This is a genomic window from Flavobacterium luteum (assembly GCF_008806775.1).
Taxonomy (GTDB): Bacteria; Bacteroidota; Bacteroidia; order Flavobacteriales; family Flavobacteriaceae; genus Flavobacterium; species Flavobacterium luteum.
Map to the genome: position 1 here is coordinate 605,124 of NZ_WAEM01000001.1, position 16,482 is coordinate 621,605.

The window sequence follows — 16,482 nt, forward strand, 5'->3', positions numbered from 1 at the left end:
CTTGTAATTGTATCAAAATTAAAATTGGAAACAATGATGAAAAAACCCGATGAATGAAAAAATTAAAAAGGTTTGTGCAAATAAGCACAAACCTTTTTAATAAATTAACTTTAGGAATAAAATCTACTTTCTTAAAATTCGAACATTCATTTCCTCTACTTTTTTGTCTGATAAAAGCGATGGTGCACCAAACAACAAATCTTCACTCGTTCCTGTCTTTGGGAAAGCCATCACTTCTCTAATGGATGCTTTTTTTTCTAAAATCATCATCAAACGATCAATTCCCCAAGCAATACCTCCATGTGGTGGTGCGCCGTATTGAAAGGCTTTATACATCGTACCCACACTTTTTATCATTTCTTCCTTATTGTAACCCATATTTCTATATGTTGCTTCTAAAATCTCCGATTTATGAGCACGAACAGATCCTCCACCAATTTCATATCCATTTAAAATGATATCATATTGTTGAGCTATAATAGTACCTATTTCATTATCATCTCCTTTCATATGTTTTTCCAAATCATAAATCGCTGGCATCGAAAAAGGATTGTGTGTAAATGTCCATCGACCTTCATCTGTTCTTTCAAACATTGGGAAATCAATAACCCAAGCCGGACGTAATTCCTTAGGATTAATCAAGTGCAATATTTTACCCATTTCCTGACGAACCGCATCCAAAGCTTTGTTTGCAGTTGCATAATCTGCTGCAGAGAAGAATACAATGTCACCCACTTGAGCATTGGTTACTTTAATAATTCCAGCAGCAATATCTTCACCTAAAAACTTAATAATTGGTGATTGTAACTCGTCTTCATTTACAATAATATAAGCCAATCCACCCAAACCTTGCTGTTGAGCAATAGCGGTAAGATTTTCGATTTGACCTTTAGACATGCGCTTATTTCCTTGCTCCTGTGCAGAAACCTTGATGCATTTTACAATTCCGCCGTCCTCAATAGGCTTGCTGAATACTTGGAAAGTCGTTTCTTTTACAATATTGGTAATGTCTTGCATTTTTAAGCCGTAACGTAAATCAGGTCTGTCACAACCGTAGAAATCCATTGCATCTTTATAAGTAATCACTTCAAAAGGGCGTAAAATCCATTTGTTGCCATATATTTTCTTCACTACTTCATTAAACATTTTGGTGTTTAAATCTATAATTTGCTGCATACTGCCGTAAGCCATTTCCATATCCAATTGCGTGAATTCAGGCTGGCGGTCTCCACGTGAATCCTCGTCTCTAAAGCAACGTGCTATTTGGAAATATTTTTCATAGCCACTTACCATCAACATCTGTTTGAACTGCTGTGGCGCTTGTGGCAAGGTATAAAACAAACCAGAACCTTTACGAGTAGGAACGATAAATTCACGTGCTCCCTCATCGGTCCCTGCACTTAAAATTGGCGTTTCAATTTCCAAGAATTCTTCTTCATCTAAAATGTCACGCAATAATTTAATGACTTTATGACGGTTGACGATGGCTCTTCGTACTTCTTCATTTCTGTGATCCAAAAACTTGTATTGGAAACGAATTGCTTCGTTCGTTTTTGCCGCTCTTTTGATTTCAAAAGGCAAGGTTTTAGACAAGTTTAAAATTTCTAAAGCCGAAGTTTCCAATTCAATTTTACCTGTTCGCAAACCTGCATTATAATCATCTTCATTACGCCCGACAACAATTCCAGTTACTGAAATAACCGATTCTGGTTTCAGTTTCACTAACTCATCGATATTAGGAAATGACTCTCTGCTGATTCGTACTTGAAAAATCTCGTAACTTGAATCACGCAAATCGATAAACATTAATTCACCGTGGTCACGCACACTGGCAACCCAGCCCGACAACATCACTTCTTGTTGAATGTTTTCTTCGGATAATTGTGAAATTTTATGGGTTCGATACGTGTCTTTTATAATAATAGGAATTTCAGGAAGAGCTTCTTCTTGAACCTCTTTATTTTCCGAAATAGATTCTTTCGATATTTTTTCTGATGCTTCTTCTTTTTCTAAAACAACGGCGGCTCCTAATTGGTCTATAATAATTTGACGAATTACTTTCCCATTCGCTCCTTTTCCGATAACACTTAAAACTTTACCAACTAAAATCCCTGCTTTTCCTTGGTCTCCTGCTTTAATATCATTGGCAACAGCCTCATTTTCTAAAATCACTTTAGCAATAACTTCTTGTACTTTATCTTCCGAAATGGTGTTTTCTGCAAAGTACTTGTTGTAGTCAAAAGTGCGATCTTTTAAATAAGATGTAATCGCATTTTGAACTAAAACAGCAGTAATTTTTTCGGCTTTAAATAATTTAAAAATATCCGTTAAATGGGCAATGCTATGAATTTCTGCGAAGTCTTCAGCCTTAATATTGTTTGCCAAAGTTTTTGCCACAAACGAAGGGTCTTTGATTTCGTTATTTATTTCCACGAATGTTTGCGAACGCAATTTATCTGCCGTGAAAAATTTAGCGTCTTGTGGCAAAACACCTCCATTTATTAAAATAGATTCCACTGCATAAGGCAATGCACTTGTATCCACTTTAATCGCTTCAATCTCTGCTTTGATATTTACGAAAGGTAAATCGGGCTCCGAAATAAAACGATAATCGGCTTCGAATTCTTTTTTACGCATTACTTTGGTCTGCTTCAAATCAGCATCCCACAAAACTGTTGTTTGATCAGGTCTAAATTCTTTATTTTCAATAAAATAATTGAATTGTTTCTCCACTTCTTCTTTCAAAGCTTCCACCATAAACTTAAACGAGTTTAAATTTTTGATTTCCGTTCTTGGATTCAATTCGTAAGAATGTTTTTTTCGCAAAGACACCGAAACATCCGATTTGAATTCTCCTTTCTCCAAATTGGCTTCAGAAATTCCCAAGTTTTGAACAATACGTTGAATGTATTGCGCATAGGTTGAAGCATCTTCAATATTACGGATACAAGGCTCCGTAACAATTTCGATCAATGGCACACCTGCTTTATTAAAATCAACTAACGAAATTTTCTTTTCGTGCATCAATTTGGCAGCATCCTCTTCAATATGCACCTGTGTTAAATTCACGGTAAACTGCGTACCATCATTTCTATAACAAGAAACGTGTCCGTCAGGAATTATTGGATTGTGAAATTGTGTTATTTGAATATTTTTTGGGTTGTCCGGGTATTCGTAATGTTTTCGATCCCAAGAAATCACTTCATTACTAAATGACGATCCTACGGCTTTACCAAAATAAATCGCTTTTGTAATCGCTTCTTTATTTAAAGCAGGCAAAACGCCCATTTGTCCCGTACAAACCGAACATATATTTTCGTTAGGTGTTTCTATTTCTTGATTTGGACAAGAACAAAACAACTTGGTTTTGGTATTCAATCGAACGTGAGTTTCCAGTCCGATTACCAATTCTAAATCGTGGGCTTTTAAAGCCGCAGTTAATTGCTCCAATTCCATTATAGTGTATCTTTTAAGAAGTTTGCAAATTGCAAAACTAATTCATCATTTTTTTTTGCAGCCGTGATTTGCAGTCCAGTGCTTGTTCCTTGTGGCACGGTCAAAGTGGGTAATTGTCCCAAACTAAATCCAACCGTATACGCATCTGACAAATACATCGCCAACGGATCTTTTAAACTGTCTCCAATTTTAGGAGGCGTGTTTGGCGTAACTGGCGATAAAATAATATCAACTTCCTTAAAATCTTCACTGAAGTTCTCCGAAATTTGATCTCTTAAAGCCAATCCTTTTAAATATATTTCATCTGAAAACCCCTGTGACAACACTTGGTTTCCTCCAACAATTCTGCGTTTTGTTTCTTCTGAAAAGTTTTCAGAACGCGTTACCGCATAGGTGTCAATCAAATTATCTCCTTCGATACGGTTTCCATAATTGGTTCCATCCAAACGAGATAAATTGGAAGCTGTTTCAGCCATTGCCAACGTATAATAAGTAGAAACTAAAATATCAGATTTAAAAAAATCCAATTCCTTTACGGTAATTCCTTTAGTTTTCAACTTTTCGATGGTGGCCAAAAAATCAGATTTTATTTTGGTATCAATAGCATCACTTTCGATAAAGTTTTTAAAATAACCAATTGTTTTTACAGCGGAAGTTGCAATCGCATCTTCACTAATTTCAGTTGAAGGAATTGAAGTTTGATCTTTTGGATCTTTACCACTCATTACATTCAACACAATTCGAATATCTTCAATTGATTTAGCCAATGGACCCACACAATCTGTAGAGGATGCATAAGCCATCAATCCAAATCGAGAAATTCTTCCGTAAGTTGGTTTAAAACCGTAAATATGATTGTACCCAGCAGGTTGACGAATAGAACCGCCCGTATCGCCACCAATAGAAAATACAGTATATTCTTTGGCAACGTTAACAGCAGATCCACCACTTGAACCGCCGGCAACTAATGTGGGATCGATAGCGTTTTTCACCGCTCCAAAAATGGTGTTTTCACTGGAAGAACCGTGTCCAAAACTATCACAGTTTTCTTTTACCAAAGGAATAGCGCCTGCATCCAATAATTTTTGAATTGCAGTAGCCGTGTAAGGCGACTTATAATTTTTTAGCAAATCAGAACTTGCTGTAGCGTAAGTTCCTTGCAACATATATACATCTTTGATTCCAAAAGGAATTCCTTCTAACAAACCTATGGTTTCCCCTTTGGCAATTTTAGCATCCACTTTGGCAGCCAAATCTAAAGCCAAAGTATCCAACAAAGAGTTGACAGAGTTATACGTATTTTGTTCCAGCAGCTCTAATTTTTCTTGTACCAAAGCGGTGCAAGTGATTTGTTTTGACACCAATTGTTGGTGTATTTTTTTTATTTGAGATTCCATTTTATCCTTCTATCACTTTAGCAACCACTAAAAAACCATTTTTTTTGTTCGGGAAATTTTCTATAATGAGTTGTTTTTCCATAGCCGAACTTTCTATCACGACATCTTCTCTTAAATCACTTACAGACACACAATTATGATTGACATTATTTGCGGCATTATTATTTGATGGAACTGCATTTTTAATTACATCAAATAATTTATTCACGGACTCGGAGGGCAGTGCTCCTTTAATACTCGACAAGATATCGACCGTCATTGCTTTGCTCATAATTTAATTCGTTTTAAAGTCAAACTTTTAAGGTGGCAAAATTACGAAAGTTTTATGAGGGAATGGTGTTTTATTTTAATGATTTCGATAGTATTTTGTGAAAGAATACGACAATTTAACATTATGTTAAATTTGATTTCTTTGTTAGAAAACTATGTTGAATTAGTAGTCCGTTCAAGAAAAGTGTTTACGGATAATACGGATTTCTATTCCATACTTTCAATCAAATACTTCGTTCCATTAATCTCAAACAAAAAACCCACTTCATTTCCCATCAGTTTATTTCCTAATGGCGATTGCGGAGATAAAGCAATAACAGTAGTTCCTTCAACAGCAATTTTAGGAAGTGCTGCACTTAAATAAAGATAAATTCCATTGGCTTTGACCAAACTACCCACGATTATAGTTTTAGCAATTGTAGTAGAAACAATTTTGTCTAGAATAGCCTTCTGGGACAAAACTTCCCTTAATTTATGATTTAGTTTTTCTTGCTCAATGTGCATCATCGACAAAGCCGTTTCGTGTTTGTCACCAGCAGAACCTTTGGCATCATTTTTAGAATCTTCGGTCAAAGCCGTAATCATATCTCTAAAAACATCGATTTTGTCTTGGACTAGCTGCTGGTACTGTTGGTGTATTTTTTGTTTGAAAGTCATGATTTAAGAAAAAGTTTAACCACTAAGTTCACAAAGAAGGCTCTAAAAACACAAAATAAATTTTGACTCTTTGTGACCCTTGCGACTTCTTTGTGACCCTTGTGTTTAGATTATGAGATTGCTTCACTAAGTTCGCAATGACATTAAAAATCAAATTTATAATTTCCACCCAACATAATCTGAAAAGATTGCACAGGAAAATTCAACCATTTTTGATATCCTTGATTGGCAATATTGTTCAATCTTAAAAAAGCTGTAAATTGTTCGTTATACTTGTATCCAAAATGTGCATTGGCATCAAAATAACTGTCAATTTTCTGAATATTTGATTCGGTTAGTAGTGTGATTATATTTGTTTTTTGTAATACATCTTTACGTTCGCCTACAAAAAAAACATCAACTCCTGCATACCATTTTTGTGTAATATTTACATCTAAATTCGTTCCTATTTGTATGGCTGGCAAATTCCATGCTTCTTGCTCAAAAGAGGTAGAAAAAGAACTGAAAGTTCCATTGACTCCAAAAGAAATATTTTTAGAAAAATCGGCTTTCAATTCCCCAAAAATGCTCAACGTTTTTAGCTTGTCGTATACAACTCCAAAAGAATTACCGTATTTATATTCGTCTTGAACAAGAATAGTTTCATTGAATGGATTGCTTTTAAATAAACCTCGGTTTTTTTCATTTACATAAGATCCTTTTACATTATAGCTCACATAGTTTGATAATTTTCCTTTTAATCCTGCAAAAAGATCGTATTGTCTGTCAGTAGGAGACACAATTATTGTTGGAGAAAGAAATGAATTTACATTCGTAAAATCTCGATACGAATTTTGATCTAAACTACCTTCAATTCCTGTGTAAAAAACCATTAAATCACCAACAACTTTTAGAGAAGCATTGACTTGAGGATAAAAGAATAGTTGATTGTCACTTCGTTTGGTATCTAAACTATAAAAAACAGATGCTCCAATATTTATAGCCCAATCGTCTTTTTTTACAGCAAAACTTGGATTTATACCAAAATTAGCAAAACCATAGTTTGTAGAAGTTACCCCTGAAAAATCCTTTGCGAAAGTTCCACCAACATAATCAACAATCAAATTAGTTTTAATAACTTTTTCTACAATATCTAACTGAAAAGAAGGTTTAGCAACAAATCGGTTTTCAGAAGAACTATAGCCATCCCAAAAACGATTGTATTTTAAAGTAATTTCATTAAAAATACTTTCACTAAAATTTATTTTTCCGCCTAAATAAAAATTATGAAATGTTTGTCCTTTATCTACTCCGTTATAAATTGTATTTCTCTCTGTTTCGGTCAATGATGTGCCATAATTTATTTGTAAACCATACCAGTGGTAATTTTGAATTTGATAGCCTAAATCGGTAGTCCATGAATAATCACTTTTTTTACTGCCATAAGTTAAGTCTAACGAAGTATTCAAAAAACTATCATTTACTGGAATATTTTCAATTCCTCCATTAGAAGATAAATGTTTTAACATTCCGGCAAAATAATCGGTATCTCCAACATTTTCTGTGACATAAAGCTCACCAAAAACAGTGAAATAATTGCCCAAGCCTCCCGTAAAATAATTTTTGTATAATCGTTCTTCTTTCGATTTATCAACACTTGCGGCTTTTCCTTTTGATGGCGAAAAAGTAGACGCAACTGGAAATGAAAAAATTGTATATTTAATATTTTCTTTCTTCGTATTGTCTTCATCCTCAAGAGTTGGTGTTTCTTTAATTTTAAATGCATCTGAAATTGTAGGTGTATAAGGCTTTACCACGTTTACTACTTCAGTACCTATATTTTCATCTTTTTTTTGTGCAGAAACAATTTGCAAACTGGCAAGAAGTAAAAAAACAGTGATTTTATGTTGAATTTTGATTTTCATATATTTAAATTTTATTTTTCATTGGTAACATATGGTATCGCCTTTTAATCATTGGTGTTTGCTTACGCAAACGGCTTGTTAGTGGCGATTTCATATTTTTAAAATTGAGAATTATAATAATCTCTAAATCAGTTTTGAATTGATGAATTGGTTTTTGACTCTTCTGCTTTTATTTTGTCTAGCTCTTGTTGGGCATCTGAAACTACATCTGGAAAATTGGTGAAATTTTTAATCACACTTTCTAAAATATAAGTGGCTTGAAAACTGTCTTTTAAACCGTAAAAGTTTTTAGCCATAACCACTAATCCTTTTGCTCCAAAATATTTATAGCCAGAATAATCTTTAGTTAGTTTTTGAACTATAGTATTTGAAGCTTCAAATTTTAAATCTTTATTTTTAAAATAGGCATCATAATACAAGGCTTCGGCTGCTAATTCTCCTTTAGCAATAGTAAGTAATTTAGAATAGGCTGCCCTTGCTTTTACCTCATCATTGGTTTGAATAGCAGAACGTGCTACAATAATTTGAGCATCCGATTTTACTTTATTATCAGTTTTAGGATTTGCCATCACTTTATCAGCATAAATTACTGCATTTGGATAATCCTTTTGCTCGTAGTAGGTTTTCATTAAATTCGATTGTGCGAAGGTTACATTTTGAGGAAAATCGGCTTCTGTCTCTAATCGTTTTAATATTTCAGTTATTTTTGAAGTATCGTTTTTCTTTAAATAAATTTGAGATAATCTTGATAAGGATTGCTCTGTAAACTCGTTTCTTGATTGCGCAATTACAAATTCATAATTCGGAATTGCATTGGTTTCTAATCCGTCAGCAAAATAAGATTGTGCCAAATAAAAATTGGCTTTCAAAGCATGAATTCCGTTAGGAAATTTCGAAACATAACTACTAAACGAAGCGATAGATTGCTTTGTATTATTTTGCAAATATTGTTTTTCAGCCGCTTCATAGGTATCGTTATCTAGCTCAGCATCTGACACATTCACAAAATCTAAAGTACGAACCCAAGTAGCATATTCATCTACTTTTCCGTTATCAACATAAATTAAACGTGCAGTAGAAACGGCTTCGAGAGCCTCGGGGCTTTTAGGATATTCGGCCGCAATTTTTTTGAATTTTACTAAAGCCAATGCGTCATTTTCGGCATTATAATAAATTAAACCTTGACGCAAAATTGCTTTTGAAGCATAAGAACCTTTTTTAGATTCGCTGATTAATTGATCATAGGTTTTTATGGCCAAATCATTTTTCTTTTCGGCAACATAAGTATTTCCTAGTTCGAACAATGCATCATCACGATATTGCGATATAGTATACGTTGCTAGAAACTTGTTTAAGTCTTCTATTTTTTTATCATTTTTAGCAACAAATCCGTAACTGATTGCTTTTTGAAAAGCAGCATAATCAGCATCGAAACTTTTTAATTCAACTACTTTATTATAGGCATCCATGGCTGGCCAATATTTTGCAGTAACAAATCGGCAATCGCCCAAACGCAAATACGCATCATTCAAACGAAATTTATCGTCTTTTGTTACGTCTATTTGACTTTGAAAATAATTTCCTGCCTGGTCGTACTCCTTTTGTTTAAAATAACAATAGGCGATATTATAATTGACATTATTGTTTTCAGGAGTAGTTTTAGACTCTGGAAAAGCCACAAATTGTTTGTAACTAATTAGTGCGTCATTAAAATTATCGAGCACATATTGAGTTTCTCCTTGCCAAAAAGTAGCTCTTGCAGTAAACTTTGGATTTCTAGGTTCGGCAATAGATTTTTTAAACATTGGCAACGCTTCTTTATAATTGCCGTCAGTATACAGTTCTAATCCTCTATAAAAAGTTACTTTTTGATACGCTTCTTTATTAGCGAAATTTTTATTTTTTTCTAATAACTCTAAAGCTCCTTTGTAATTTTTTGAAGTAATAAACGAATTTATTAATAAAGTCTCTACTTCTTGTTTGCTTGGAGAATTTGGATATTTACTAATAAATGCCGACAAAACATCTGGAACCGATTGGTACGAATTTCCGATTTCGTAACTCAATTTGGCATAATTTAAATTGGCATCTTCCTGAATTTTTAAGTCATATTGCATTTCAGAAGCGTTCTTAAAAGCATTCAAAGCTTGTTGCTTTTTATCTGTATTCATATAACTTTTTCCTAAATGATAGTAAGCGTTTTGAGCAACAGCATCTTTACCTTCAATGATTTTATTAAATTGTGAAATAGCATTTTCAAAATCATTTTGTTCGTAATAGGCATAACCCAATTGGTAAAAATCGGTGTTACTCCATCTTCCTTTTTTTCCTTTGTAGGCTGATAGATAAGAAATTGACTTATCGTACTGTTTTAAATTGAAATAACTTTCGCCAATTATTTTATTCAACTCCGATTTCTCTAAAGCGGTAGATTTTGGCATCGCTACCAATCCTAAATCGATAGCTTTTTGGAAGTTTCCTGATTTAAAATTCATATCAGCTTTAAAATACGAAAGCTTTTCACTGTACTTTTCTTCACTGGAAACTTGATCAAAATACTTAGTTGCATTTTTATAATCATCATTATCATAAGCCATAAAACCGAGATAATATTTGGCTTGCGAACCAAATTCTTTTGAATTTAGCACTTTATTAAAATAAGGAGTCGCTTCTTTTTTCTTATTCGCACTAAAATAACTGTACCCTTTTTGAAAATTAAAACGGTCTAGATTGTCATAGCTCAGGCTACTCTCATCTACTTTATCGAACCATTCTAAAGCTTGTGGAAATTTACCTTGGTCAAAATAATAATGAGCAACTTCTATATACGCTTGGTTTTGTTTCGGGCTAGTAGGATAATCTCTTACGAAGTTTTCCATAGCCTCATCAGCATTACTTTGATTTAAATGGATGGCACAAATAGCACTATAATACGAGCAATCAGCTTGAATATCAGTACTTTTAATTGCAGATTTTACTTTATCAAAAATTATTTGTGCTGATTGATATTGATTTTCCTTATATAAAGAAATGGCTCTATTAAAATCCTGCAAATCATTAGTGTAGATTGCCGTTTTTTGAGCAGAAACTATGGTGAACTCGATTAAAAAAAGCAGAAAAAACAACCTTGAAAATTTACGCATCTTAGATATATTTATTGATTCAAAAGTATTACTCTGTATTGCATAACGAAGCAAACATGGTTTTTATTATGAACATATTTTTTAACAAATTTATTTGTGTTTTTAATTAGTTCTAAAATTTATTTTGATAACCAACGTTATCTTATTACTTTTACCCAATAAACAAAATCACTATGTCTGAACCTATATTATTTTTGAGAAATGTTACCATATATCAAGAAGATAAAGCCATCTTATCGAATATCAATCTTGAAGTGAATCATGGTGATTTTATATATATTATAGGCAAAACAGGCTCTGGAAAAAGTAGTTTCATGAAAACTCTTTATGCTGATTTGCCATTAAAAGAAGGGCAAGGAAGTATTGTAGACTATGACTTGGCATCTCTTAAAGAAGATCAGATTCCGTATTTAAGACGTAAATTAGGAATTGTTTTTCAGGATTTTTTGTTATTGCCAGACAGAACTGTAAAAGAAAACATGCTTTTTGTTCTAAAAGCAACAGGTTGGACCGACAAAGAAGAAATGGACAATAAAATTGATGAAGTTTTAAATAAAGTAGACTTGAAATTAATTGCAAATAAAATGCCTCATCAACTATCAGGTGGCGAACAACAGCGTGTAGCCATTGCCAGAGCATTATTGAACGATCCCGAATTAATTTTAGCTGATGAACCCACAGGGAATTTAGATCCTCAAACTAGTGTGGAAGTTTTAGAAGTTTTACGAAAAATAAATGCAAACGGTAAAACGGTCATTATGGCCACTCATGATTATGCTTTATTGATGAAATTTCCATCTAAAACACTAAAGTGTGAGGATAACAAGATTTTTGAAGTAGTGCAACGAACGGTTTAATGTTATCTGTATTTATATAATTCTACTTGCTATTCCAAAAATCTATATATTGTTGTGCCACTTTAATGTAATCATGATACTTTTCAACAAAAAACCTGCTATCCGAAGATAAGTTTGGAATGGCATTTTTATTAGTAATTAATGTTTCCAATTTATTATAAATATCTTCCTCTGTTGGGAAAACATTTATTATTGGAAATTTTTGTTTTTCATGAAGCAACTCATACATTTCAGGCTCACCGCCACCAACCAATATTAATCCTTGAGCCATTGCGATTAGTCCATTCATTGCAGGGGTATAAGAGTATATTTGATCTAGCAAAATGTCTGATTCAGACATCATTTTTACATATTGATTTAAAGGAATGGATTCTACTTTATTTATAGAGGTATTCTTTGGGTATTTATCATGTATGTTTAATAATGCTTTGTACATAATATCTGTTCCCTTAAATTCTGAACGGTCTTTTTGAATCCCTATAAAGAATTTCAGTTTTTCTTCATTTATACCTTTTTGCTTATACTTCAATAATGAAGTGTTTATTGGCAATGGTATATATGCTAATTTATCATTATAGTAAGGCTCATACGATTTATAATATTCATAAAGGCAGGCAATAATACCATTACAAGATTCTGCAATTTCAATATTAACCTCTTGTTTTTGAGTTCCTAACCATTCCTTTTTTAGAATATTAGTTGCAAAAGGACTTGTTGGCAATTCTCCAATAAAATAATCAGAATATCTGAACATTCTACCTTCAAAGCACGATTTTTCCCAAAAATAATCTGTTCCAAAAGCACCTAAAAAAATTTTTGCATTATACTTCTTTAGATACCTATAAAAATTAAGGTTTCGTTTAATTTTTAAGTCTAAAAATAGGGGATTATTTATTTGTACAATGTCATAATCTTTAAAGGAACGAAATGTATTGTGAACTGTTACTAAATATTTAATAGAACTAAATAAATCATAACTAGATCTCTCAGTATTAATATCCCTGTGATTATCCATCCATTTACTTCCATCAGAGGCAACTGTAACATCGTGTCCAAGTGCTTTAAGTCCATCTGCTAAAGTTGAATGTAGATTACTACATTCTCCCAATAAAAGAATTTTCATTTTTTATGACATATTGTTGAAGTAAAGATAATAAGTTTAAACTAAATATATACCATCATGTTTGACTTACAATTATGTTGAAACTTTTAAACAATTTAATTTCATAATTCTAAAGTGACTTTATTTCATTAAATCAAAATTGATTGAATCAACTATTCTAAAATAATCCCTTTTTTTAGAATAAATTATATTTTCTTTGTATAAAAAACTGCATTGATGCTTTCTATTTTAATTCCAACATATAACTATAAAATACTTCCTCTTGTTTCAGAAATTCACAAACAAGCTTCATCAGCGAAAATTGAATTTGAAATTATTTGTATTGATGATGCTTCTCCTTCTTTTGTCACAGAAAACGAGATTATAAATTCACTTATTAATTCCCGATATGAAGTATTAGATTCAAATATTGGAAGGAGTAAAATAAGGAATTTATTAGCTAAAAAAGCAAGATATGATTGGTTACTTTTTTTAGATGCTGATGTTTTACCAATAAATAAATATTATATTTCTGAGTACATAAAGCATATCGATATCGAAGAAAAAGTGGTTTATGGTGGTATACTATATCAAAAAGAGGAACCAGAAAAAAGTAAAATTCTTAGATGGACTTATGGAAAAAGTCGTGAAGCATTAACTTGTGAAATCAGAAATAAAAACCCCTATTTAAGTTTTTTGACTTTGAACTTTTTAATTCGAAAATCAGTTTTCGAAAAAGTAGCTTTTAATGAAACCATTCCTAATTTAAGACATGAAGACACTTTGTTTTCTTATAATTTAATGCAAAAAAAAATAAAAATAGAACATATTAATAATCCAGTATATCATTTAGGATTAGATAATTTTAATATTGCAATTAAAAAAGAACATGAAGCTTTATTAGCTTTGAAACATTTGATTGACCATCAATTAATTGAAGCAGATTATTTAAGGATTTCAAAATTAATGTCAAAAATTAAAGATTTTAAACTACTATTTGCTATTTCATTTTTTTTCAAAAAAGCACAACTTTCATTGTTAAAAAATCTTTCAGGCAAAAGCCCTTCTCTATTTATTTACGATTTATATCGATTGGGGTATTTATGCAATCTTGAAAACAAATAACTATGTACCATTTTTTAAAAAAAATACTAACTCAAATTATTCCTAGAAAGTTACTCTTTAAACAGGAAGAAAATATAAGAAGTTTGTATTCCTTATTTTATTCAGGAAGTGCTTATGAATGCAATATTTGCAATAAAAATTTAAGTAATTTTATAAAAACATCAAAAAATGATTATTTGTGCCCCAACTGTGGCAGTTTACAGAGAAACAGACGATTATGGTACTTATTAGAAAGTGAATTTTTAAGTATTAACAGTTCTATTTTGGATTTTTCACCATCTAGATGTTTGTATCGAAAAATTAAAAAAATTAAAAACATAAATTACCAAACTACAGATTTGTCAGGCGATTTTATTGCAGACCATCAATTTGATATTACCAATTTAAAAATTAATGATAATAGTTTTGATTTAGTCATTTGTTACCATATTTTAGAGCATATAACAAATGATATTAAGGCGATTAGAGAATTATTTCGGATCATGAAACCTGGAGCGAAAGCTTTGGTTCAAACACCATTTAAAGATGGTACTATTTATGAAGATTATTTTATTTTGACTGAAGAGGAAAGATTAATACATTTTGGACAAGAAGATCATGTACGCATATATTCGGTTTCTGGATTAAAAGAAAGATTAGAAAGTTGTGGGTTTTTAGTAGAATTAAGAACGAACTTTAAAGTCCAAAATAAATACAATTTAGAAAAAAAAGAAACAATTCTAGTACTTACCAAACCATTAAATATATAGTCAATGTGCTTTTTTTCAGTTATAATCCCACTGTACAATAAAGAAAATTTTATAGAGAATACTTTAAAAAGTGTACTTGATCAAACCTTTACAGATTTTGAACTTATTATTGTAAATGATGGATCTACTGATACTAGCGAAGAAAAAGTGTTTCAATTTCATGATGTTAGGATTAGATATTTTTCTAAAGAAAATGAAGGTGTTTCCAGTGCTCGAAATTACGGTATTTCAGTTGCTCAATCCGATTACATTACTTTTATTGACGCTGATGATTATTGGTATCCAGACTTCTTAAAAGAAATGTTTCAAAATATAAATCATTATCCTGAAGAAAAAATTTTTTCTGGAGCAATTGAAATTGAAACTTCTAAAAACATATTACCAGCAGTCTATTCCATTGATAAAATAGATAACTGTCAAATTGTAAATTACTTTAATGCAAGTCATAAAACTACTGTTATATGTACTTCATGTGCCGTATTTAAGAAAAGTATCTTTGATAAAGTAGGGAATTTTGACATTAATCTTAAAAGTGGTCAAGATACTGATATGTGGATTCGTATTGGATTAATCTATCCTATTTTATTCACTCATACTACTTTAGCAAGATATGTTTATGATAAAAATAGCTTGTCTAAAAACAAAGAATACCTAAACAAAAGATTGAATTTTTCAAAATTTTCTGAAATTGAAAAAAAGAATTCAGCACTTAAAAAATTCTTAGATTTAAACCGATTTTCATTTGCTGTTAAATGTAAGCTCAATAGAGATAAAGCAAATTTCGAATTATATTATAATGGAATAGATGTTACTAATTTAGATCTTAAAAAGAAGATTATACTAAAATTACCTAGACTAGTTCTAAAAACATTAATTCCTATAAATCTATACTTAGCCCGAATAGGATTAAGCAATTCTGTTTTTAAATAAACTTAAAAAAATTATCTAGTCTAATATTTTAGAATCCGTTTTTAGTATTTGCTCATATTTTCTTATACCAGAAATCCCAATTTTAAATTTTTCAATGCATTCTTTTTTGGAAATATAATTGTTCCGCAAAAGAAAAAATAAATATTTAAGCAACCATAAATAGGCTAATTTCCCTTTAGTTTTATAAAACAATGCGGCTCTTGCAAATAACAACTTATTTTGACCTTCATTAATACCCGATGAGAGTTTTGGATGAGAAACAATAACTGATGGATTGTAAAATATTTTCAACTTATGAATGATTGAACTTCTTAAAAATAAAAACTCTTCAGCAGTCTCAAAAATAGATCCGATACCAAAATATTCATTAAAAACAATATTATTATTTTTAATATGATCTAGACGAAAGGCAATTTCAATTGAACTCACATTCCAAATACTTTTAAAAGAATGACGAAAAATTATTTTTGATTTTTTTTGAGGTATATTCAATCCTACTCTTTGATGATTAAATGTTACAATTGATGCATCGCTAATAATATTAAAGGCATTTATGATTTCATTATCAAAATTTGGTAAATAAATTACATCATCATCAGCAATTAGACAAATCTTTTTAGAGGCATTTTTTATAGCTAAATTTCGGCTTCTCGAAAGTCCTTTTTCAAAAGAATTAATTACTCTAACATTAGGGTATTTTGAAAATAAAAGAAAGTTTTCTTGAGTTTGGTTAACAATTAGAATAGAAAATTGAGAAAATTGAGAAAAAGGAAACATAGATTTTAAGAAATCCAGAGTTGTTCTATTCATTGTAGAAACTAAAATTTCTATATCTTGATTGTTATACTTGCTGACCAATTTTTTTTCATTTTTACAAATATAAACTTATTTA

The 16,482-nt window shown here is 31.2% G+C and carries 12 protein-coding genes; 4 read left to right on the top strand and 8 right to left on the bottom strand.

From position 1 onward, the window contains the following. Positions 1 to 123 precede the first annotated feature (123 nt). The 6 genes from gatB/aspS to F6464_RS02760 all read right to left on the bottom strand — a co-directional run bounded on the left by gatB/aspS (position 124) and on the right by F6464_RS02760 (position 10,827). Positions 124 to 3,456 (bottom strand): bifunctional amidotransferase subunit GatB/aspartate--tRNA ligase AspS, encoded by a 3,333-nt coding sequence (gene gatB/aspS / locus F6464_RS02735; RefSeq protein WP_151106209.1) that lies wholly within the window; start codon positions 3,454 to 3,456, stop codon positions 124 to 126. Further along, the gene (locus tag F6464_RS02740) at positions 3,456 to 4,853 is read right to left on the bottom strand and encodes an amidase family protein (protein WP_151106210.1); all 1,398 of its coding nucleotides are present in this window, start codon (positions 4,851 to 4,853) and stop codon (positions 3,456 to 3,458) included. The genes gatB/aspS and F6464_RS02740 overlap by 1 nt, the downstream gene beginning before the upstream one ends. A 1-nt stretch (position 4,854) precedes the next feature. After that, positions 4,855 to 5,124, bottom strand: a complete 270-nt coding sequence (locus F6464_RS02745; protein WP_191963313.1) for an Asp-tRNA(Asn)/Glu-tRNA(Gln) amidotransferase subunit GatC — start codon at positions 5,122 to 5,124, stop codon at positions 4,855 to 4,857. Between the two features lie 206 nt (positions 5,125 to 5,330). Then, complete coding sequence (locus F6464_RS02750; RefSeq protein WP_151106211.1) at positions 5,331 to 5,780, bottom strand: hypothetical protein; 450 nt, start codon at positions 5,778 to 5,780, stop codon at positions 5,331 to 5,333. Positions 5,781 to 5,923: 143 nt separating this feature from the next. Then, positions 5,924 to 7,684: a TonB-dependent receptor gene (locus tag F6464_RS02755; RefSeq protein WP_151106212.1), complete on the bottom strand. Its 1,761-nt coding sequence runs from the start codon at positions 7,682 to 7,684 to the stop codon at positions 5,924 to 5,926. Between the two features lie 128 nt (positions 7,685 to 7,812). Next, entirely contained in the window at positions 7,813 to 10,827 is a 3,015-nt protein-coding gene (locus F6464_RS02760; RefSeq protein ID WP_151106213.1) for a tetratricopeptide repeat protein, read from the bottom strand. A gap of 173 nt (positions 10,828 to 11,000) precedes the next feature. Here F6464_RS02760 and F6464_RS02765 point away from each other — a divergent pair, with 173 nt between their 5' ends. Continuing rightward, positions 11,001 to 11,684, top strand: coding sequence for a cell division ATP-binding protein FtsE (locus F6464_RS02765; protein WP_151106214.1), 684 nt, complete (start codon positions 11,001 to 11,003; stop codon positions 11,682 to 11,684). A 22-nt stretch (positions 11,685 to 11,706) separates the two neighbouring features. On the opposite strand, the gene F6464_RS02770 is transcribed toward F6464_RS02765, so the two are convergent. Then, positions 11,707 to 12,807 carry a glycosyltransferase gene (locus F6464_RS02770; protein WP_151106215.1) on the bottom strand — a complete coding sequence of 367 codons (1,101 nt, stop codon included), beginning with the start codon at positions 12,805 to 12,807 and terminating at the stop codon, positions 11,707 to 11,709. 216 nt (positions 12,808 to 13,023) lie between these two features. On the opposite strand from F6464_RS02770, the gene F6464_RS02775 reads away from it, so the two are divergent. The 3 genes from F6464_RS02775 to F6464_RS02785 are packed head-to-tail and all read left to right on the top strand — an operon-like array spanning position 13,024 to position 15,590. Then, positions 13,024 to 13,911, top strand: a complete 888-nt coding sequence (locus F6464_RS02775) for a glycosyltransferase family 2 protein (protein ID WP_151106216.1) — start codon at positions 13,024 to 13,026, stop codon at positions 13,909 to 13,911. 2 nt (positions 13,912 to 13,913) lie between these two features. After that, a complete protein-coding gene (locus F6464_RS02780; protein ID WP_151106217.1) occupies positions 13,914 to 14,660 on the top strand; it encodes a class I SAM-dependent methyltransferase in 747 nt (248 codons plus the stop codon). A gap of 3 nt (positions 14,661 to 14,663) precedes the next feature. Continuing rightward, complete coding sequence (locus tag F6464_RS02785; protein ID WP_151106218.1) at positions 14,664 to 15,590, top strand: glycosyltransferase family 2 protein; 927 nt, start codon at positions 14,664 to 14,666, stop codon at positions 15,588 to 15,590. Positions 15,591 to 15,605: 15 nt separating this feature from the next. Here F6464_RS02785 and F6464_RS02790 read toward each other — a convergent pair whose 3' ends face one another. Next, a complete protein-coding gene (locus tag F6464_RS02790) occupies positions 15,606 to 16,400 on the bottom strand; it encodes a glycosyltransferase family 2 protein (RefSeq protein ID WP_151106219.1) in 795 nt (264 codons plus the stop codon). Positions 16,401 to 16,482 lie beyond the last annotated feature (82 nt).

Bases quoted from the DNA above. Each gene is read 5' to 3' on its own strand.
- gatB/aspS (WP_151106209.1), bottom strand. From the start codon at position 3,456: ATGGAATTGGAGCAATTAACTGCGGCTTTAAAAGCCCACGATTTAGAA.
- F6464_RS02740 (WP_151106210.1), bottom strand. From the start codon at position 4,853: ATGGAATCTCAAATAAAAAAAATACACCAACAATTGGTGTCAAAACAA.
- F6464_RS02745 (WP_191963313.1), bottom strand. From the start codon at position 5,124: ATGAGCAAAGCAATGACGGTCGATATCTTGTCGAGTATTAAAGGAGCA.
- F6464_RS02750 (WP_151106211.1), bottom strand. From the start codon at position 5,780: ATGACTTTCAAACAAAAAATACACCAACAGTACCAGCAGCTAGTCCAA.
- F6464_RS02755 (WP_151106212.1), bottom strand. From the start codon at position 7,684: ATGAAAATCAAAATTCAACATAAAATCACTGTTTTTTTACTTCTTGCC.
- F6464_RS02760 (WP_151106213.1), bottom strand. From the start codon at position 10,827: ATGCGTAAATTTTCAAGGTTGTTTTTTCTGCTTTTTTTAATCGAGTTC.
- F6464_RS02765 (WP_151106214.1), top strand. From the start codon at position 11,001: ATGTCTGAACCTATATTATTTTTGAGAAATGTTACCATATATCAAGAA.
- F6464_RS02770 (WP_151106215.1), bottom strand. From the start codon at position 12,807: ATGAAAATTCTTTTATTGGGAGAATGTAGTAATCTACATTCAACTTTA.
- F6464_RS02775 (WP_151106216.1), top strand. From the start codon at position 13,024: ATGCTTTCTATTTTAATTCCAACATATAACTATAAAATACTTCCTCTT.
- F6464_RS02780 (WP_151106217.1), top strand. From the start codon at position 13,914: ATGTACCATTTTTTAAAAAAAATACTAACTCAAATTATTCCTAGAAAG.
- F6464_RS02785 (WP_151106218.1), top strand. From the start codon at position 14,664: ATGTGCTTTTTTTCAGTTATAATCCCACTGTACAATAAAGAAAATTTT.
- F6464_RS02790 (WP_151106219.1), bottom strand. From the start codon at position 16,400: ATGAATAGAACAACTCTGGATTTCTTAAAATCTATGTTTCCTTTTTCT.